Origin of the sequence: Qipengyuania profundimaris, assembly GCF_030717945.1 — a bacterium.
In the GTDB taxonomy this organism is placed as follows: domain Bacteria; phylum Pseudomonadota; class Alphaproteobacteria; order Sphingomonadales; family Sphingomonadaceae; genus Qipengyuania; species Qipengyuania profundimaris.
Window position 1 is genome coordinate 2,731,536 of record NZ_JAVAIM010000001.1, and the last position, 18,763, is coordinate 2,750,298.

Consider the following 18,763-nt stretch of genomic DNA (forward strand, 5'->3'; position numbering starts at 1 on the left):
ACCGGCCCGTGTTCACAGTGTTCTCAATCTCGGGCGGGAGACCGAGTCTTTATACTAAAGGAGAGCACTTACATGGACGCCAAAACCGGAGATATCAGCGGCTGCCCCTTCACCGGGGACAGCGGAACCCGCGCCCTCTTCGGCCGCCGGAACCGCGATTGGTGGCCCGATCAGCTCGACCTTGAAATCCTGACCGAAGGCGGCCGCGCGGCCGACCCGATGGGCGAAGATTTCGACTATTGCGAAGCCTTCAACGCACTGGACTACAAGGCGCTGAAGCAGGACCTGACCGACCTGATGACCGACAGCCAGGAATGGTGGCCGGCGGACTATGGCCACTACGGCCCGTTCTTCATCCGCATGGCGTGGCACGCGGCAGGGACCTATCGCACCGGCGACGGACGCGGTGGTGGCGGCAGCGGCCAGCAGCGCTTCGCCCCGCTCAACAGCTGGCCCGACAACGGCAACCTCGACAAGGCCCGCCGCCTGCTGTGGCCGATCAAGCAGAAATACGGCAAGCACATCAGCTGGGCCGACCTCTTCATCCTCACCGGCAATGTCGCGATCGAAAGCATGGGCGGCCCCGTGTTCGGCTTCGGCGGCGGTCGCAAGGACGTATTCGATCCCGAAACCGTCTATTGGGGTACGGAAGAAAAATGGGTCGATACCGGCGCCGAAACCCGCATCCATCCCGATGAAGGCCGCGCGCTCGAAAACCCGCTCGCCGCGATCCAGATGGGCCTCATCTACGTCAATCCCGAGGGCCCGGGCGGCAATCCGCACGATGCGGAAGGCATGGCCCGCGACATGCGCGAAACCTTCGCCCGGATGGCCATGAACGACGAGGAAACCGTCGCCCTCACCGCCGGCGGCCATGCTTTCGGCAAATGCCACGGCGCGGCACCTTCCGACACCTTCAGCAGCGCGCCCGAGGGTGAAAACCTGCACCGCATGGGCTTCGGCTGGCTGACCGACCCCGACGAGATCGGCAAGGGCCACATCACCACCTCGGGCATCGAAGGCGCATGGACGCCGAACCCGACCCAGTGGGGCAACGACTATTTCCGGCTGCTGTTCAAATACGATTACGAGCTCACCAAGAGCCCTGCGGGAGCGCACCAGTGGACGCCGATCGACCCGGAAGAGGCCGACATGGCGCCCGATGCAAGGGATCCGAACAAGAAGGTCCCGACCATCATGACGACGGCCGACATGGCGTTGAAGCGCGATCCGGAATATCGCAAAATTTCGGAACGCTTCCTCAACGACCAGTCGGCCCTCGACGATGCCTTTGCCCGCGCGTGGTTCAAGCTGTGCCACCGCGACATGGGGCCCAAGGTCCGTTACCTCGGCCCCGAAGTGCCGAGCGAAGACCTGATCTGGCAGGACCCCGTGCCCGCCGGAACGCAGGTGTCCGACAGCGATCTTTCCGCCTTCAAGTCGAAGGTTCTCGACAGTGGCCTCACGGTTCCGGCGCTGGTCAAGGCTGCTTGGGCCTCGGCCTCGACCTATCGCAACTCGGACCATCGCGGCGGCGCCAACGGCGCGCATATCCGCTTCGACGAGCTTAAGAACTGGAAGGTCAACGATCCCGAAGAGCTGGGCGAAGTCCTCGCCAAACTCGACGAGATCCGTGGTTCGATCTCCATGGCCGACGCGATCGTCATCTCCGGGTCGGCTGCGGTCGAAAAGGCAGCGAAGGATGCCGGCTTCGACATTTCCGTTCCGGTCACCACCGGCCGCGGCGATGCGAAACGCGAAGACTTCGATGCCGAAAGCTGGGAGCCGCTGGAGCCGTTTGCCGATGGCTTCCGCAACTATCTCAAGACCAAGGCATCGGTGAAGACCGAGGACATGCTGATCGACCGCGCGCACCTGCTCGGCCTCAGTATCCCGGAAATGACGGTGCTGCTCGGCGGGATGCGCGCCATGGGTGCGGTGAGCAAGCACACCGCGCATGGCAACAGCATCGGCGTACTGACCGAGACCCCGGGCAAGCTCGACAACAGCTTCTTCAGGAACCTGCTCGGCATGGGTGTGATCTGGGAAGTGGTCGACGAGAGCGGCGACGAGGAATTCGTCGGCACTTGCCGGGAGACCGGCAATACGCTGTGGCATGCCACCCGGACCGACCTCGTCTTCGGCTCCAACTCCCGCCTCCGTGCGGTAGCGGAAGTCTATGCCGAGAACGGCAACGAAGAAAAGTTCGTGAAGGACTTCGTGGCGGCATGGACCAAGGTCATGGATGCCGATCGCTTCGACCTGACTTACGCCAAGTACCACGGCTGACGACACTGCGGGGCGGAGCGGTTTTGGCCCCCCGAAACCGCTCCGTCCCTGCCTCGGCTGGGCGGGTCGATTACGGTTAAATCTTCCATTCATCGCAGCCCAGGAACGCTTTGACATTTGATACTTTTGGGTCCATGGTCACAGCATAGACGGCCTGGCTGGTCGTCCACCGAGAGCCCCCGGCTTCAGGTCGGGGGCTTTTTTGATGTGCATAGCTCGTCCCGGCACGCAGCTGGCGACTAAAGCAATGGCCGTGAATGGTTTTTCCATCCGGCACCAACCGGAACCCGACTCGCCCCGCACCCGTATCGATTGCGTACCCCCCTCAAGAAAGGCGCAATCATGGCCGACGGCAAGACTCCCCCCACCACCACCGACGCGGGCATCCCGGTCCAGAGCGACGAGCATTCGCTGACCGTCGGACCTGACGGGCCAATCGTGCTCAACGATCACTACCTCATCGAGCAGATGGCAAACTTCAATCGGGAGCGTATCCCGGAACGTCAGCCGCACGCCAAGGGCTCCGGTGCTTTCGGCTATTTCGAGACGACGCATGACGTCTCGAAATACACCAAGGCGAAAGTCTTCCAGAAAGGCGTGAAGACCGACACCGCCATGCGTTTCTCGACCGTGGCGGGCGAGCGCGGCAGCCCCGACACCTGGCGCGACCCGCGCGGCTTTTCGGTCAAGTTCTACACCGAGGACGGCAATTTCGACATGGTCGGCAACAACACGCCGATCTTCTTCATCCGCGATCCGCTGAAGTTCCAGCACTTCATCCGCAGCCAGAAGCGCCGCGCGGACAACGGCCTGCGCGACCACGACATGATGTGGGACTTCTGGACGCTCAGCCCCGAAAGCGCGCACCAGGTCACCTATCTGATGGGCGATCGCGGCGTGCCGAAGAACTGGCGCGAGATGAACGGCTATTCCAGCCACACCTACATGCTGATCAACGAGGACGGCGAGAAGTTCTGGGTCAAGTTCCACTTCCACACCAATGTCGGCGACGAGAGCGGCAACGCCCATTTCACGCAGGACGAAGCGGTGAAGACAGCGGGCGAGGACAGCGATTATCATCGCCGCGACCTGTTCGACGCGATCCACGAGGGGAACTTCCCGAGCTGGACGCTCAAGTGGCAGATCATGCCTTACGAGGATGCGAAGACCTATCGCATCAACCCGTTCGACCTCACCAAGACCTGGCCGCATGCGGACTATCCGCTGATCGAGGTCGGCAAGCTAGTTTTGAATGAAAACCCGGTCGATTGGGACACGCAGATCGAACAGCTCGCTTTCGAGCCGAACAACATGGTGCCGGGCATCGGCCTCAGCCCGGACAAGATGCTGCTCGCGCGCGGCTTCTCCTATGCCGACGCGCACCGCCACCGCCTAGGCGTCAATTACAAGCAGATCCCGGTCAACGCGCCGAAGAATGCCGACCAGGTCAATTCCTATTCGCGCGCCGGTGCCATGCGGACGCAGAATGCGGTCGATCCGGTCTATGCTCCCAACTCCTATGGCGGCCCGACCGCGCAACCCGAAGTGGGCGGCGAAGCAACGTGGATGGCCGATGGCGACATGGTGCGGCAGGCCTACACGCTGCGCGAGGACGACGACGACTGGAGCCAGGCGCGCGCGCTGATCAACGATGTGATGGATGATGCGCAGCGCGATCGCTTCGTCGGCAACGTCTCCGGCCACCTCGCCGACGGCGTGAGCGAGAAGGTGCTGCAACGTGCGTTCGAATACTGGAAGAATGTCGACCAGACGATCGGCGAGAAGATCGAGGACAAGGTCCGCGAGATGATCGGCGGCAAATCCACCGCGCCCGGCCTCGGCTCCGCCAAATCGACCACCGACGAGGCGACCGTCGGACCGATGGGCGTATCCGAAAAAGCCCGCGAGCCGGAGGCCGAACCGGCCGAATAGCTGGACAGCGCTTTACGGCGAACTATGGGGCGGCGATGGACCAACCATCGTCGCCCTTCGCACGTCCGGCTGCCGCAATCATTGCAATCGCTGCGCTCGGTGCGCTGGCGCTGCAGACCACGCTCAATCTCGAGCGCGACGGATCGCCGCTTGTCAGCGCTGGATTGCTGCTGCGCTTGTTCACCATCTGGGGGAACCTGGCGGCTGGGCTGGTGATGGGCTGGATCGCGCTCGGGCGGCGCGCCGCGCCGGAAATCGTGCATGCGCTGGCAACGGCGATGGCAATCGTCGGGCTGGTATACTGGCTCCTGCTGGCGGGCATGCACCATCCGGAGGGACTCGACCGGATTACCAACCAGTTCCACCACACGCTGGTCCCGCTGGCGACGATCCTGTGGTGGCTCGCGTTCGGCCAGCACAGCGCCAACGCAATGCGCTCGATCGGTGTAGTGATGATCGCGCCGGTCGCCTATGCCGTCTTCGCCCTCGCCTATGGTGCGGCTAGCGGCTTCTACGCCTATTTCTTCCTCGATGCGGGGCAACTCGGGTGGGCACAGCTGGCGATCAACATCGTCGGGCTCGCCGTGCTTTTCGCGCTGGTGGGTGTCCTGCTGCTGGGCGTCAAACGAGCGATCAACGCTCGCGTTTGAGAACGATGTACAGCGCGCCGTCGCCGCCGTGGCGCTGGTGCGCGCGGCGGACGGCGGCGATGGCGGTGTGATGGCTCGATGCGGCCAGCCAGTCGAGCACCTTGGCGCGAATGACGCCTCGAGAGGCACCGCGATCAGCCGCCGCGACCGGGCGGGACTTGCCGGTGACGAGCAGGATGGTCCGCATACCCATGGAGCGGGCCTGTGCGACGCCGCCCATGAGCCGGTCGTAAGCGGCATCGAGATTGTAACCATGCAGGTCCAGCGTCAGATCGGGCTGGAGCGCGCCGGACTTGAGCCGCCGGTCCCAATGCGAGTCGAGATTGCCGGGAGGCGAAGGCTTCGGCTGGGCACGAGGTGCAGCCGCCACAGGTCGCGCGGGTTGCTGTTTGCGAAGTTTCGGTTGTTTTAGCGGCGGAGGCTTCGCAGCTTCGGGCTTGGGCCGGGCGATAGCAGGATGCATGGGCGTGACCGTCGCGGCCAGTTTTTCCCAGGCTTCGCTCTCTTCCTCACTCAGGCCCCGCGGGGCGCTCACCGGTTCTGGAGGCGGGCGGTGGTGCCGCGGGGCAGCAGGACGATCGCCTGCCCCCGCCCGCTCATGCCGCCAGCGATGCGGCGTGCCTGTTCGCCATTGCCCCAGAAGGTATCGAAGCGGTTGGCGCCCTTGATCGCGCCGCCGGTATCCTGTGCGATCCACAAGCCGTCCGCCTCGTTGCGGTCGAGGTCGAGGAACACGGGTGCGCCCAGCGGCACGAATTTGGGATCGACCGCGACCGACGATTGCCCGCGCACCGGCACTTCCAGCGCGCCGAGCGGCCCGTCGGTGTCGAGCTCGCGGAAGAAGATCCAGCTCTTGTTGAGGTTCATCAGCGCTTCGCCCTCGGCCGGGTTCTCGCGGATGTACTGCATGATCCCCTGCATCGAGCCCGAGTATTTCCCCGGTCCGTCGCCCAACAACCCGCGCTCGCGCATGACGCCGCCGATGCCGACGTATTCGCGACCGTTCTGCCCGGCATAGCCGATCCGCATCAGCGATCCGTCGGGCAGGCGCAACAGGCCGGACCCCTGGATCTGCAAGAAGAAGAATTCGACCGGATCGGCCGCCCAGGCGATTTCCAGCCCGCGGTTTGCCAGAGCGCCCGCGACGATCTCGGAGCGTTCGTAGAACGGCACGAACTTGCCGCTCGCGTCGTAGCGTCCGAGCGGCGGGCGACCCGTGCGTTCGCTTTCCGGCATATCGTCCGGCCAGGCGCGCTCCAGCTCGGGCGGCATCTTGTAGACCGGCACGTCGTAGCCGGGCGCCCGGGTCCGGCTGCCGCGAATCTCCGGCTCGAAATAGCCGGTGGCGAAGGCCGCGCCATCGCCGATCCGCACGGGCTCGAAATAGCTCGAGAAGAAGCGGCTTGCGTCACCCAGCGGCCAGCCTGTTGCCGCCTCGCAGGCCGGACGCCAGTCCTCGCGCTGCGTCAGACCGCTCTGGTCGGTGCGCGCAAGAAGCTTGGGGCAGGATTCGCGGAAACCGGCGAGCGCGCCGCTTGCATCGCTACCCGAAAAGCCGAGCCCGGCGATCTCCGGACCACGCTGGATGCCGGCAAGTGCAGCGCTGGTCACCGCGCCCGGAGGCGTGGGCGCAGGCCTGACTGTAGGCGAAGAGGAAGGAACTACGCTGACGCAGGCGCTAAGCAGCGCGCTCGCCGCAAGGATCGTCCAGCCGCGCATCTTGCCCTCCGCAGGTTCGGCCGGTCAGGCCTGGTCGGTTTCGTCGAGAATCCAGTCGGGCGAGGACGCATCGACATTGCGCGAGAAGGTCCAGACGTCCCGGCTTTCCACCGCATCGTCCAGCGACCCGGCGATGACGTTGCCATCCTTGTCGCGCGTCACGGCGGCGATATCGGCCACGAACAGCACGGCGATGCGGGCGATACGGCCATCGAGTTCGGCACTGCGAACGCTCGCGTCCTCGATCCGGATCAAGCGGTTTTCCAGCGTCTCGCCGGCCTCGTCGCGCGCGTCGATCGCACCGGCGAAGCTTTCGTAGACATCGTCGTCGGTCAGCTCGCGCAGGGTTTCCTTGTCGCCCTGCCAGAACGACTCGAGCACCATGCCATAGGCGCCCTTGGCTCCTTCGAGGAAGGCGAGCAGGTCGAACTGCGTATCGGCGCTGGCAATGGCACGGATGCCGGCCTCGTTGGCAGGCACGCGATTGTCGGCGGATCGCAGCGCAACCGGCGGCGTGGTGGTGCGCGGCGCTTCGACCTCGCGCGGCGCATCGCCTGCATCGCTGCGATCGAAACGGTGCGGGATCACCTCCTCCTCATGCTCGGACCGGCGGCCGAGCACCGAATAGAGACGCAAGCCCAAGAAGGCTGCGATCATGGCGAGGATGACGATTTCGGTAATCACAATATGGTTGTCCGCTTAACCCTTGATGTTGGGAATGCCGCTGGAGCATTCCTGCCCTAGATAGGTACAAATTACAAACCGGCAATGTTCCCACGATGAACACGATTCCTCGCCGGCTGCCGTCTGCGGCGGCGGATTGCCCCCCGCCCCGGCACCTGCTAGGCGCGCGACCTGTAGCGGATCGGCTCCCGAAGCCCGGTTCGCGAGACCATTCCGAACCAGAATCGAAAGACTGACATCATGGCCGACGAAGGCGACGTTCTCACCGACCTCAATCCCGATCCCGCAGCCGGCGCGAACGGTGCCGACAATTCGCCTGCCGTCGGGCTCATCTCGCAATATGTGAAAGACCTTTCGGTCGAGAACCCCAATGCGCCCGCGTGCTTCCAGTGGAACGAGCAGCCGCAGCTCGACGTGCAGTTCAACATCGGGTCCGAACCGGCCGGCGACGACGTGCATGAAGTGGTACTGAAGGTCACGGCCACGGCGAAGACGGGCAAGGGCAATCTCTACCTCGTCGATCTCGAATATTGCGGCCTCGTCGGCATTCGCAACTTGCCCGACGAGCACGCGCATGCCTTCATGTTTGCCGAGGCACCTCGCCTGCTGTTTCCCTTCGCCCGCCGCGTCATCGCCGATGCCGTGCGCGATGCCGGTTTCCCGCCGCTGGTGCTCGACCCGATCGATTTCGGCGGCATCTACCAGCAGCAGCTCGCCCAGCGGGCGCAGGAACAGGGCGCAGGCGCTCCGGCACCGACCGGCGACGCCTGAGTTCGCCCGGCCTGATGCGGAGGCTCTGACGTGAGCCTGCTCAAGCACGTCGGAACGATCGGCGGGCTGACCATGGTCAGCCGCGTCGCCGGCATGGCGCGCGAGATGATTTTCGCGCGCGTGCTCGGCGCGAATGCCGTCACCGACGCCTGGTTTCAGGCCTTCATCATTCCCAACGTCTTCCGCCGCCTGTTCGCGGAAGGCGCTTTCTCCGCCGCCTTCGTGCCGATGTTCTCCAAGCGGCTTCACGGGGACGGCGGGATCGAGGATGCGCGCAGTTTTTCCGACGACGTGCTCAGCGTCTTCCTGCCGGTGCTGATCGCCCTGTGTGCGGTGATGATGCTGGCCATGCCGTGGGTTATCACCCTGCTGGGCGATGGCGACGCCGATCCGGCGACCTTCGCGATGGAAGTCGATTTCGCGCGGATCATGTTCCCCTACATCCTGCTGGTCAGCTTGGTCACGCTGTTTACCGGCATGCTCAATTCGGTCAGTCGCTTCGCACCCGGCGCGAGTTTTCCGATCCTGCTGAACCTCATCCTGATCGCCGCGCTGATCTTCGGCGAATATGCCATGTCCAGCTGGGGCTGGACCATAGAGCAGGTCGGCTACAGCCAAGCTTGGGCGGTCACCATCGGCGGTGTGGTTCAGCTCGTCTGGCTTTACGTCTGGACGCGGGTGGAGGGCTTCCGCCCTAAGCTGCTGTGGCCGCGGATCACGCCGGAGGTGAAGCGTCTGTCGATCATTGCGCTCCCGGCGGCGATCGGCGGCGGGGCCTACCAGATCAATACGCTGGTGCAGCTCTACTTCCTCAACCAGCTGGATAGCGGCGCAATCAGCTACATGAATTATGCCGACCGGCTGAACCAGCTGCCGCTCGGCATCATCGGAATCGCGCTGTCGACTGCGATCCTGCCCACGCTCTCGCGCTTCGTCGGGGCGAAAAACAAGGAAGGCACCGATCGCATCCAGTCCGATGCGATCGAGCTGTCCATGCTTCTGACCATCCCGGCAGCCGTCGCGCTTGCGGTCTGCGCCGTGCCTTTCGTCACCATGATTTTCCAGGGAGGCCGGTTCAGCCTCGAACAGGCGGAGCTGACCGGGCAGGTGCTCGGCATGCTGGTGCTCGGCTTGCCGGCCTATGTGCTGGTAAAGGTGTTGGTGCCGAATTTCTACGCGCGGTCGGACACGCGCACCCCGGTCTATGCCGCGTTCATTTCGCTGGCGGTGTTCGTCGTCTTGAACTTCGTTCTGATCGCCGATTACGGCGTCGTCGGCGTCGCCCTCGCCAGCGTGGTGGGGGCGTGGATCAATGTCGCCTATCTCTACATCGTACTGGTGAGGCGCGGCTATTACACGATCCCGCTGAAGCTGGTCGGCCGCATCGCCCGGCAGCTCGTCGCCGCCGCCGCGATGGGCGCCGCCTTGTGGTTCGCGCGCGATTTGCTAACCGGCTGGTATTCCGCCGGCCTGTTCCAACGGATCGGCGCGCTGCTGGTGCTCGTCGCCTGCTCGGCCATCGTCTATTTCGGCGTCGCTTTCGCCATCGGCGCGATCGACAAGCAGCGCATCGCCGCCCTGACCAAGAAGAGAGAGCCCTGATCCCATGCGTGTAGTCTCCGGCATCCAGCCCACCGGAAAGCCGCATCTCGGCAATTACCTCGGCGCGATCGTCAATTATGTGAAGCTGCAGGACGAGGCGCATGCCGCAGGGGGCGAGTGCTTCATCTTCCTCGCCGATCTGCACGCGATTTCGCAGCCGCACGATCCGGCGGAGCTGACGCAGAACACGCGCGAGATGGTCGCAACGCTGGTCGCCTGCGGTGTCGATCCGTCCAAGGCCGTGCTTTTCAACCAGGCGCAGGTTCCCGCCCATGCCGAGCTGCAATGGCTGCTCAACGGCACGGCCCGCATGGGCTGGCTCAACCGCATGACGCAGTGGAAGGACAAGGCGGGCAAGAACCGCGAGGGGCAGTCGGTTGCGCTGTTCACCTATCCCGTGCTTCAGGCCGCCGACGTGCTGCTCTATCAGGCGACCCATGTGCCCGTGGGCGAGGACCAGAAGCAGCATCTGGAGCTGGCGCGCGACATCGCGCAGAAGTTCAACAACGACTTCTGTGCCGAGGATGCGCCGCTCTTTACCCTGCCCGAGCCTTATATCCCGCCCGCAGCGGCACGGATCATGAGCCTGCGTGACGGGACCGCGAAGATGAGCAAGTCCGATCCCTCCGACATGAGCCGTATCAGTCTGACCGACGACGCCGATACGATCATGAAGAAGGTCAAGAAAGCCAAGACCGATCCCGAGCCCCTGCCCGATAACGAGAAAGATCTCGAAGGCCGGGCCGAAGCGCAGAATCTCGTCGGCATTTACGGCGCGCTTACCGGCAAGAACGCGGCCGAGGTGCTGGGCGAATTCGGCGGACAGGGCTTCGGCGCGTTCAAGCCTGCGCTGGGCGAAGTGCTGGTCGAAACGCTGGCACCGATCAATGCGCGCTTCCTCGAGCTGAAGGACGACGAGGAAGCGCTCGACGCAATCCTTGCGCGCGGCGCTTCGCAAGCCCGCGAGGCCGGGCGCGACACGCTCACTGCCGCTTATGCGGCGCTCGGCCTGGTGCGCTAAGCTAGACTCAAGCCCCTGCGATTGCACAACAAATGTGAATCCCGGCATTCAAACCGGGTTCACATCCGCTCGTCTACACCCAAGCACACTAACTGGCAGTGTGCCTCAGGGAAGCGGCGGGCTGCGCATTCATTCGCAATCGTGATACATTGCGTGTCCGTTCGAAAGGGACTGAGTATGACTGACCTGAAAAAAGGTTGGGGGCGCACTCTGAAACTCGCCTCCGTGCCGATGATCCTTGCAGGCCTTGCCGCCTGCGCCACCCCGTTCAACGCGGATGTGCAGCGTTTCCAGACGCAGCTGCCCGCGCCGCAGGGCGAAACCTTCTATGTCGTCGCCGACGATCCGGCGCTGGCCGGTGGGCTCGAGTTCGCGCAATACGCCGATCTCGTCGAAGCGCAGATGAACCGCCTCGGCTATGCCGAAGCTCCGTCCGCCGAGGCTGCCAGCCTGCTTGTCCGCTTCGATTACGGTGTCGACAATGGCCGCGAGCGTGTGCGCTCGACCGGGTTCCGCGATCCGTTCTACGATCCGTGGTACGGCTATCGCGACCCGTTCTTCCGTTCGCGACTCTCCTATTACCGCCCGCGTCATTTCGGCAGCCGCTGGGGCTTCGGCTTCTACGATCCGTGGTTCGGCGGGCCGGAAATCCGCAGCTACACGGTCTACACCAGCGGTATCGACATGAAGATCGACCGCGCCGTTGATGGGCAGCGACTGTTCGAAGGCAAGGCGCAGGCCATGTCGACCTCGAACCGCCTCCAGTATCTCGTGCCGAACCTGGTCGAGGCGATGTTCACCGACTTCCCGGGCAATTCGGGCGAGACGGTGCGGATCTCGATCAAGCCGGAAGAGAAGGTCGTCCGCCGGATCGACTGACATAATCCCCATCTGGGGTTTCACGGGAAAGGGCGGTCTGCAGAGCCGCCCTTTCTTGTTTCAGCGGCGTTTCAGGACAAGCAGTCCCGCCGCGATGGCCAGCACGAATATGGCCCCCTCGCCAATGGCAGTGGCGAAGTGCGCGGTCGGGCCGAAGGTGTTTGCGCCGAAAGCCGCGCCGATGCTTTCGAGGCGAAGCTGCGTGTCGCCGAGGCTTTGCTGGAGCGCATAGAGGCTGCCGCCGAGCAGGCGACCGCCGCTGATGTCGATAATTAAACCAGCCACGACGCCGAGCATAATGGCGACAGATGCGAGGCGCGGTGCAGGCGAAGCGTCGTCGCGCAGCACGAGCCAGCCGGCCAACCCTGCAGCCGCGCCGAGGACGAGGCCTTCGTAAATCCCGGTCACCCGGCCAAGCGCCTCTCCGGTCAGCAGGCCGATTCCGTCGCGCCCCAACGTACTGCCGAGAGCGCCAGCCACAACGCCCCCCACAATCCCGCCCGCGATAAGGGCCGGATCGCCTCGACCGCGCCATGCGATCGCGGCTGCCATGCCGAGGCCGATCGCGGCCCCGGCCAGCGTCCCGAGCGCGCCGACCAATGCCGCCAAAACGACGATCGTCGCGCCGCCGCCGGTGCCTGCGAGCGCACCGTAGACGGCCCCGCCCAGCATTCCGGCGAGTGTTCCCGAGAGCGTGCATGCCCCCGCGACGCGTCCGGCGATCGAGGATTTGCGCGCTGCCGACTCCGGGGCGTTTTCTAGCGCGACTTCGGAGAGGAAACGGTAACCGTGCTTCGGCACCGTCTGGATATAGCGGGGGCTGCCGGCGTCATCGCCCAAGGCGCGCCGCAGGGTGCGAATGCATTGGGTCAGCGCCTCGTCGGTAACGGGAATACCGCGCCAGACCTCATCCATGAAACGCGTCTTCGACACCAGCGATCCGGCATTGGCGACCAGCAATGCCAGCGCATCGAAATAGCGGCTGCCTAGCTCGACCGGCGTGCCATTTCGCCGCAATTGTCGGTCAGCCAGGTCGAGCTCGAAATCGCCGAAATGCACGCTGTCCGATTGCCGCTCCATGCGCCCCCCTTTCGCATTGCGCTTTATGCCATGCGCGCAGGGTGAGGAAGGTTTTCAAGCATTGCTCACGAATTGCTCATGCCGCTCAGACGGGTTTCGCGGCAGCTATCCGACATCGCAAGCACAGGAGCCGAGATGAACGACCAAGCAAACGCACGACACGATTGGCTGAACGGATGGCGCATAGCAGGATGGGGCGCGGCGCTGGCACTGCTCGCCCTCCCCGCCATCGCCATGCATTTCACCGACGAGGTACACTGGACGCCGCTGGACTTCGGTTTTGCGGCGGTCCTCCTTTTCGCATTAGGCACCGGCCTCGAACTCGCAATCCGGTTCGGCGGCAGAACGCCGAAGGGTCTCGGCATCGCCATCGCATCGGTCGCGGGTTTCCTCACGCTGTGGGCGAATTTCGCTGTGGGCTTCATCGGAGCAGAGAGCGAGCCGGTGAATGCGGGTTTCCTTCTCTTGGTGATCGGCGGAGTTCTACTGAGCCTGATTGTCCGTTTTCGCCCTTCGGCCTTGCGCTGGATCATGGCGCTTATCGCAACCGGCCAACCTGTGCTGGGCGTCGCAGCTTTGTGGCTGATGCCCGGCCATGCCGTCGAGTGGGGCGTGCTTTTCGTGTTCGCCGCGATCTGGAGTGCCGCCGCGCTCTGTTTCCACCGGGCCCATCGCCGGGCGACGCATTAAGGGATCAGTGCAGGCGCTCGTGCCCGCCGGTCGAACCGAACCCGCCGGAGCCGCGCGCGGTATCGTCCAGTTCCTCGACCTCGTCCCATTCGGCCTGCGTCACCGGTGCCAGCACGAGCTGCGCGATCCGGTCGCCGCGCGCGATGGGGAAGTCTTCCGTCCCGTGATTGATCATGATGACCTTCAGCTCGCCGCGATAGTCGCTGTCGATCGTGCCGGGCGTGTTGGGCACGGAGATGCCGTGCTTGAGCGCAAGGCCGGACCGCGGCCGGACCTGGATTTCGTAGCCATCGGGAATTGCGACCGCGAGGCCGGTAGCCACTGCATGGCGCTGGCCCGGTTTCAACGTGACGGCCTCGGCCGCCACCACATCCATGCCCGCCGCGCCATCGGTGGCATAGGCCGGCAGGTCGAGATCTCGTCCATGGGGCAGGCGCTTGATCCGTACCCCGATGCGATCAGTCATTATCCTCGTCACCCTCTGAATTGAGGGCTTCTGCTGCCATGCGCACAAGCTCGCGCGCAACCTCTTCCTTGGGCATTTCGGGCAGGCTTTCCACACCGCTGGAGGTGACGACATGGACCTGGTTCATGTCGCCGCCCATCACGCTTTCGCCTTCGGAGAAGCTGACATTGTTGGCGATGATCCAGTCGGCGCCCTTGCGCTTGCGCTTGGACTTGGCGTTCTCGACCACGTTCTCGGTCTCGGCGGCGAAACCGACCAGCAGCGGCGGACGCTTGCGCCCGGCGGCCACGCTGGCGAGGATATCGGGGTTCTCGGCGAGGATCAGCGCGGGCGGCGCGCTGCCGCGCTTCTTCATCTTCTCGGTCGCGACGCTGCGGCTCTTCCAGTCGGCCACGGCGGCCACCATGAAGGCGGCATCCGCAGGCAGGGCGCGGCGCACTTCCTCGGCCATATCCTCGGCGGTTTCGACGTCCACGCGGTCCACACCGATAGGCGTCGGCAGGTGCACCGGGCCGGTCACCAGCGTGACGCGCGCACCCGCGGCGGCGGCCATGGCAGCAATCGCGAAGCCCTGCTTCCCGCTCGACCGGTTGGCGATATAGCGCACCGGATCGATCGGCTCGCGCGTCGGGCCGGCGGTGACGAGCACGTGCTTGCCGTAGAGCGGGCGGTGTTCGGGATCGGGATCGAAGGCGGCCTGACCGGCCAACGGCGATTCGTCGAAGCTGACCGAAACGCTCTCGCCCTTCGCTTCGAGCGGCTGCGGGGCCGAACGCATGTCCTGCCTGGCAACGGTATGGTTGAGCGCCTGTGCGTCGATCGGCGGCGCGGCCGAAGCCCCGCCCTTGCTAGCGAGCAGCGAGGACGCGGCGCTCGGATCGAAAGCGATTTCTTCTTCCGGGATATCTTCGAGGAGGTCTTCCTCTTCGGCGACCGGTTCATCCTCCGGCTCCGCTGCGAATTCTTCCTCGATTTCCTCGTGAGTGCGCTGTTTGGTGCTGCGCGGGATGATCATGGACAGCAGCCCGCCAAGGCCGCCGCCGCTCTGTTCGACTTCCTCTTCGGCTTCGGGCTCGAGCGCCTCGAAGATATCTCCCTCTGCCTCGGGCTCTTCCGGAACGTCGTCTTCAACGGGCGCGGCAAGCTGCGCAGCGGCCGGCGCGGGCAGTTCGGGCACGTCGATATCGAGGTCGAGCTCCTCCGCGATCCGCGCGAGGATCACGGCAGGCTCCGGCAAGCGACCCGGGCCGAATTCGCCGCAGGCCATCGCGCCCTCGTCCGGGTCCATCACCGCGACACCGGCCTGGCGGAGCCAGTCGGCATTGCGCTGGGTCGCCGAATGCTCCCACATCCGTACGTTCATTGCCGGCACGGTCAGCACCGGCTTGTCGGTGGCGAGGATCAGGGTGGTTGCCAGATCGTCGGCGATGCCGGCGGCCATTTTGGCGAGCAAATCGGCCGTCGCCGGGCATACCACCACCAGGTCGGCCTCGCGGCTCAGCTGGATATGGCCCATCTCGACCTCGTCCTTGAGATCGAACAGCGAGGTATAGACCTTGTTCTCGCTCAGCGCGGCGAGCGCCATGGGAGTGACGAATTGCTGGCCGCCATCGGTCAGCACGCAGGTCACCTTGCCGCCCGCCTTGCGGATCATGCGCACCAGTTCGCAGGATTTGTAGGCGGCGATACCGCCCCCGATCACGAGTAGGATGTGCGGGCCGCTCACGTCGGCATCCCGCTCGCTGGCTTGGCTCGCACCTGCGTGGGCGCGGATCGGCGAATGCATTCCCATCGTGTCATCAAGCGCTAGCTAGCGCCCCCCGTTCGTCATGGCCAGCGCGCAGCGCAGGCGGATTGCGGGATTACGCGTAGCCGCCTATGGTAAAGAAAGGGGAAACGGAGGGGCCGATGCATGTCATCTTGAGCGCAATCATCCTGATATTGGCCATTATCGATCTGGTAATCGGCACGGGCTTCCTGGTGAATCCGGCCACATCGGGCGCGGATTTCGGCCTGTGGGTCGCGAGCACGCATGGCAGTTCCACCCTGCGCGGGGACATGACCGCCTTCTTCTATATCAGCGCATTGTCGATGGGCTGGGGCGCCTGGCGGCGGCGCGGCGATGTGCTGCTACCCGCGCTCGGCCTGTTCCTGATCGCCTTCATTGGCCGGTTCATGAATCTGGTGATCGAGGGGCCGTACGACGGTTGGATGGTGCCGATGGGAGTCGAGGCGCTGCACATCGCCGTGCTCGCTTATGCGATCAGGCTGTGGGGCTGGCCAAAGCGTTCGACCTGACCGCGCTCAGCGCGCCGATCTGACAAGCGATCGCAGCGCTGTCGGCAGGAACGCCAGCCCGACGAACATGGCCGGGGCGACGACCGCGCCCCAGTAGAAATTGTTCGCCCTACCAGCGAGCATGAAGGTAAGGCCGTAGCCGAGATAGAGGAACGTCCCGGTCGTCCCGGCGGGCGATTTCCACCCCGCCCAGCCGAGCGCCATCAGCAGCACGATGGGCCCGGCGATCTCGTGCGGCAGGAAGCGCAGGTTCGAGCTCAGCACGATATTGCCGAGCCAGCCGGAAAGACCGCGCAGAACGAGCCAGTCCGGGCTTTCCGGATCGCTTGGAAGGACCTGTGGGGTCACCTGCGCAAGGTGCCAGGCCATCGCTGCAAAGAACACCGTGACCAGCGCTGCCCAAGCCGCGGCTTCTTTCCAGTCACACCGCCACGCCGCCATTGCGCCCATCAGCAGGACGAAGGGCAAAACATGCTCGCGAATGGCGAGCGCCAGCGCAGCAACGGCCAGCGCCAAGCCCCATCGCCCCGGGCGATGCAGCCCGAAGGCCAGCGCAACCAGCATCCCGGCCCAAAGTTCGTGCAGCACGAAATAGGAGCGGTTGAGGCCGAGAGAGCCGCCCATGAACATCAGCGCCGCGCCGATCCGCTGCATCCGGCTGCCGCCCGGCTCGTCCCCCAACCTGCGCCACCAGGCCCAGATGCAGGCGAGCATCAGCACGATCGACAGCGCAATCATCCCCGGCTCCCTCAGCCAGGCGTGGATATAGGCAAGCGTCGGCAGGCGCACGGTGGCCCCGGGGCGCACCGGATAGTTGCGCGCGCGCTGCTCCTCGACCACGAAATCGTAATAGTTCTCGCCGCCCTCGATCCGCTCGATTATGCGGTCGTAGAAGGCAAGATCTTCGTCCCGCTCGGGCTTTGCAGCGTCGTTGGCGGGTGCGCTGGCGCCTGGCAACGCCATGTTCGGTACATCCGCCGGCGTACCATCCATCCGGACGGTCAGCGGGGTCAGCGCGGCCAGCACCAGCAGCACCGCCACGACCGCCAGCAGCGCGCGCGCGGGCCATGGGCCCCAATGCGCGAAGCGGTCCCATGCGGGCGCCGCTGCGCCGTTCGTCAGCCGATCAGTCCCTGCGTTACTGCCGCCCATGCAGCCAGACCCCCTCCGAGTGCCGCCAGCACATAGCCCGGCCAACCGCGTCCGCGCTCCTTGCGTTCGCGCCTTTCCCACATCAATTCGATATCGGGCAGCGGCGGCGCCTCGGGCGCGCCGCCCTTGGGCGGGAAGCGGTCCTCGATCCGGCGGACGAGGTCCGGAATGCGTAGCAGCGTTTCCGTATCGGTACGAATGCGGTCGGCAATGGCGGCTTCGGGGCCCAGCTCGTCGCGGATCCAGCTGCGGACATAGGGCGCGCTGGTGTCCCACATGTTGATGCTGGGATTGAGCTGGGTAGCGATGCCTTCGACCATCACCATGGTCTTTTGCAGCAGCAGCAGGTGCGGCTGGGTCTGCATGTCGAAATCGCGCGTGATGGCGAACAGCCCGTCGAGCATCTGGCCGACCGACAGCTCGCTCACCGGCTTGCCGCGCATCGGCTCGCCCACCGCGCGCAGGGCCGTCGCGAACTCGTCGACATTATGATAGCTCGGCACATATTGCGCCTCGAAATGGATCTCGGCGACGCGGCGGTAATTGCCGGTCGTCAGGCCGTAAAGGATCTCCGCCAGCCACATGCGCGCCTGCCGGTCGATCCGGCCCATGATGCCGAAATCGATCGCGGCGATCGTCCCGTCCGGCTTCACGAACAGGTTCCCCTGGTGCATGTCGGCGTGGAAGAAGCCGGCGGCGATGGCCTGCTTCAGGAAAGCCAGCACGAGGCGGCTGGCCAGCTCGTTCACATCGTGCCCCGCCGCACGGATTGCCGCGGTATCGCTGATCTTGACGCCGTCGATCCAGTCGACCGTCATCACCCGGCCATTCGTGCGGTCCCAGTCGATGCCGGGGATCTCGTAGCCCTCGGTGCCGACCATGTGCTCGGCCAGTTCGGAGGCGCTTGCCGCCTCGCGCCGCAGGTCGAGCTCGCGATTGGTCCAACGCTTGAAATTGGCGATGACGAGGCGCGGGCGCAAACGCGCAGCCTCTCCGCCGAAGCTTTCGAGGTGCGCGGCGGCCCATTCGTAGGTCGCGATATCCTTGGCGAACCGCTCGCGAACGCCGGGGCGCAGGACCTTGACCGCGACCTGCCGGCCCTCGGTCGTGACCGCACGGTGGACCTGCGCGATAGAGGCTGCGCCGACGGGCGCGGGGTCGAATTCGGCGTAGAGATTTTCCAGCGGCTGCTCGAAGCTCGACTCGATGCTCTGGCGGATCAGTTCGAAATCGACCGGCGGCAGGTCGTCCTGCAGCTTGAGCAGATTGCGCGCCGCATCCTCGCCGACCAGATCGGGGCGCGTGGCGAGCGTCTGGCCGAGCTTGATGGCCGCCGGGCCGATCTCGCGGAAGGCCCCGGCATAGTCGGGCTCGCGCGACTTCATCGTGCCGATGCTGAAGACGCCGATCAGGCGCTTGACCGGGACCGGCGTATTCGGGTCGTTCTGGATACCGCGCAGCGCGCCGTGCCGCGCAAGGATGCGCGCCCACTTGCCGAGCCGGAGGATGTGAGTGAGCGGTCTCGCCACC

The 18,763-nt window shown here is 65.0% G+C and carries 17 protein-coding genes; 9 read left to right on the forward strand and 8 right to left on the reverse strand.

Translation table 11 applies throughout. The annotated features are described in order from the left end of the window. The first annotated feature begins 72 nt into the window (after window positions 1-72). From katG to Q9K02_RS13555, 3 genes are all read left to right on the forward strand, one after another. On the forward strand, window positions 73-2,289 hold the full coding sequence (gene katG, locus Q9K02_RS13545; RefSeq protein WP_305933374.1) for a catalase/peroxidase HPI: 2,217 nt from the start codon (window positions 73-75) through the stop codon (window positions 2,287-2,289). A gap of 342 nt (window positions 2,290-2,631) precedes the next feature. After that, window positions 2,632-4,221 (forward strand): catalase, encoded by a 1,590-nt coding sequence (locus tag Q9K02_RS13550; protein WP_305933375.1) that lies wholly within the window; start codon window positions 2,632-2,634, stop codon window positions 4,219-4,221. A gap of 35 nt (window positions 4,222-4,256) precedes the next feature. Further along, window positions 4,257-4,871, forward strand: a complete 615-nt coding sequence (locus Q9K02_RS13555) for a Pr6Pr family membrane protein (RefSeq protein WP_305933376.1) — start codon at window positions 4,257-4,259, stop codon at window positions 4,869-4,871. Here Q9K02_RS13555 and Q9K02_RS13560 read toward each other — a convergent pair. From Q9K02_RS13560 to Q9K02_RS13570, 3 genes are read right to left on the reverse strand one after another with little or no spacing between them, the layout of a single operon-like run. Further along, window positions 4,855-5,406, reverse strand: coding sequence for a Smr/MutS family protein (locus Q9K02_RS13560; RefSeq protein WP_305933377.1), 552 nt, complete (start codon window positions 5,404-5,406; stop codon window positions 4,855-4,857). The two genes, Q9K02_RS13555 and Q9K02_RS13560, sit on opposite strands and share 17 nt — an antisense overlap. Beyond that, entirely contained in the window at window positions 5,403-6,590 is a 1,188-nt protein-coding gene (gene mltA, locus Q9K02_RS13565; RefSeq protein ID WP_305933378.1) for a murein transglycosylase A, read from the reverse strand. Before mltA ends, Q9K02_RS13560 begins: the two co-directional genes overlap by 4 nt. Before the next feature lie 24 nt (window positions 6,591-6,614). Next, complete coding sequence (locus Q9K02_RS13570; RefSeq protein WP_305933379.1) at window positions 6,615-7,274, reverse strand: Tim44/TimA family putative adaptor protein; 660 nt, start codon at window positions 7,272-7,274, stop codon at window positions 6,615-6,617. Window positions 7,275-7,514: 240 nt separating this feature from the next. On the opposite strand from Q9K02_RS13570, the gene secB reads away from it, so the two are divergent. The 4 genes from secB (at window position 7,515) to Q9K02_RS13590 (ending at window position 11,547) form a co-directional block, all read left to right on the forward strand. Then, window positions 7,515-8,045, forward strand: a complete 531-nt coding sequence (gene secB / locus Q9K02_RS13575; protein ID WP_278328944.1) for a protein-export chaperone SecB — start codon at window positions 7,515-7,517, stop codon at window positions 8,043-8,045. A gap of 30 nt (window positions 8,046-8,075) precedes the next feature. Continuing rightward, window positions 8,076-9,647, forward strand: coding sequence for a murein biosynthesis integral membrane protein MurJ (gene murJ / locus Q9K02_RS13580; RefSeq protein ID WP_305933380.1), 1,572 nt, complete (start codon window positions 8,076-8,078; stop codon window positions 9,645-9,647). A 4-nt stretch (window positions 9,648-9,651) separates the two neighbouring features. Further along, the gene (trpS, locus tag Q9K02_RS13585) at window positions 9,652-10,668 is read left to right on the forward strand and encodes a tryptophan--tRNA ligase (protein WP_305933381.1); all 1,017 of its coding nucleotides are present in this window, start codon (window positions 9,652-9,654) and stop codon (window positions 10,666-10,668) included. A 231-nt stretch (window positions 10,669-10,899) separates the two neighbouring features. Beyond that, a complete protein-coding gene (locus tag Q9K02_RS13590; protein WP_422785452.1) occupies window positions 10,900-11,547 on the forward strand; it encodes a DUF4136 domain-containing protein in 648 nt (215 codons plus the stop codon). 60 nt (window positions 11,548-11,607) lie between these two features. On the opposite strand, the gene Q9K02_RS13595 is transcribed toward Q9K02_RS13590, so the two are convergent. Further along, complete coding sequence (locus Q9K02_RS13595; protein WP_305933383.1) at window positions 11,608-12,627, reverse strand: winged helix-turn-helix domain-containing protein; 1,020 nt, start codon at window positions 12,625-12,627, stop codon at window positions 11,608-11,610. Between the two features lie 135 nt (window positions 12,628-12,762). Between Q9K02_RS13595 and Q9K02_RS13600 the strand changes: the two genes are divergently transcribed. Continuing rightward, on the forward strand, window positions 12,763-13,317 hold the full coding sequence (locus Q9K02_RS13600) for a hypothetical protein (RefSeq protein ID WP_305933384.1): 555 nt from the start codon (window positions 12,763-12,765) through the stop codon (window positions 13,315-13,317). Between the two features lie 4 nt (window positions 13,318-13,321). Here the strand turns inward: Q9K02_RS13600 and dut are convergent, their stop codons facing one another. Further along, complete coding sequence (gene dut / locus Q9K02_RS13605; protein WP_305933385.1) at window positions 13,322-13,783, reverse strand: dUTP diphosphatase; 462 nt, start codon at window positions 13,781-13,783, stop codon at window positions 13,322-13,324. Continuing rightward, a complete protein-coding gene (locus tag Q9K02_RS13610) occupies window positions 13,776-15,569 on the reverse strand; it encodes a bifunctional phosphopantothenoylcysteine decarboxylase/phosphopantothenate synthase (protein WP_305933386.1) in 1,794 nt (597 codons plus the stop codon). Before Q9K02_RS13610 ends, dut begins: the two co-directional genes overlap by 8 nt. A 122-nt stretch (window positions 15,570-15,691) precedes the next feature. Between Q9K02_RS13610 and Q9K02_RS13615 the strand changes: the two genes are divergently transcribed. Then, complete coding sequence (locus Q9K02_RS13615; RefSeq protein ID WP_305933387.1) at window positions 15,692-16,081, forward strand: hypothetical protein; 390 nt, start codon at window positions 15,692-15,694, stop codon at window positions 16,079-16,081. Between the two features lie 6 nt (window positions 16,082-16,087). Here Q9K02_RS13615 and Q9K02_RS13620 read toward each other — a convergent pair whose 3' ends face one another. Both Q9K02_RS13620 and ubiB read right to left on the reverse strand, forming a co-directional pair. Further along, entirely contained in the window at window positions 16,088-17,233 is a 1,146-nt protein-coding gene (locus Q9K02_RS13620; protein WP_305933388.1) for a hypothetical protein, read from the reverse strand. Then, the gene (ubiB, locus tag Q9K02_RS13625) at window positions 17,200-18,762 is read right to left on the reverse strand and encodes a 2-polyprenylphenol 6-hydroxylase (protein ID WP_305933389.1); all 1,563 of its coding nucleotides are present in this window, start codon (window positions 18,760-18,762) and stop codon (window positions 17,200-17,202) included. Before ubiB ends, Q9K02_RS13620 begins: the two co-directional genes overlap by 34 nt. Window position 18,763 lies beyond the last annotated feature (1 nt).

What these genes read in the sequence shown, in the direction of transcription:
- katG (WP_305933374.1), top strand. Translation starts at nt 73, where the DNA reads ATGGACGCCAAAACCGGAGATATCAGCGGCTGCCCCTTCACCGGGGAC.
- secB (WP_278328944.1), top strand. Translation starts at nt 7,515, where the DNA reads ATGGCCGACGAAGGCGACGTTCTCACCGACCTCAATCCCGATCCCGCA.
- dut (WP_305933385.1), bottom strand. Translation starts at nt 13,783, where the DNA reads ATGACTGATCGCATCGGGGTACGGATCAAGCGCCTGCCCCATGGACGA.
- Q9K02_RS13595 (WP_305933383.1), bottom strand. Translation starts at nt 12,627, where the DNA reads ATGGAGCGGCAATCGGACAGCGTGCATTTCGGCGATTTCGAGCTCGAC.
- Q9K02_RS13620 (WP_305933388.1), bottom strand. Translation starts at nt 17,233, where the DNA reads ATGGGCGGCAGTAACGCAGGGACTGATCGGCTGACGAACGGCGCAGCG.
- trpS (WP_305933381.1), top strand. Translation starts at nt 9,652, where the DNA reads ATGCGTGTAGTCTCCGGCATCCAGCCCACCGGAAAGCCGCATCTCGGC.
- Q9K02_RS13610 (WP_305933386.1), bottom strand. Translation starts at nt 15,569, where the DNA reads ATGCATTCGCCGATCCGCGCCCACGCAGGTGCGAGCCAAGCCAGCGAG.
- Q9K02_RS13600 (WP_305933384.1), top strand. Translation starts at nt 12,763, where the DNA reads ATGAACGACCAAGCAAACGCACGACACGATTGGCTGAACGGATGGCGC.
- mltA (WP_305933378.1), bottom strand. Translation starts at nt 6,590, where the DNA reads ATGCGCGGCTGGACGATCCTTGCGGCGAGCGCGCTGCTTAGCGCCTGC.
- Q9K02_RS13550 (WP_305933375.1), top strand. Translation starts at nt 2,632, where the DNA reads ATGGCCGACGGCAAGACTCCCCCCACCACCACCGACGCGGGCATCCCG.
- Q9K02_RS13555 (WP_305933376.1), top strand. Translation starts at nt 4,257, where the DNA reads ATGGACCAACCATCGTCGCCCTTCGCACGTCCGGCTGCCGCAATCATT.
- Q9K02_RS13615 (WP_305933387.1), top strand. Translation starts at nt 15,692, where the DNA reads ATGCATGTCATCTTGAGCGCAATCATCCTGATATTGGCCATTATCGAT.
- Q9K02_RS13590 (WP_422785452.1), top strand. Translation starts at nt 10,900, where the DNA reads ATGATCCTTGCAGGCCTTGCCGCCTGCGCCACCCCGTTCAACGCGGAT.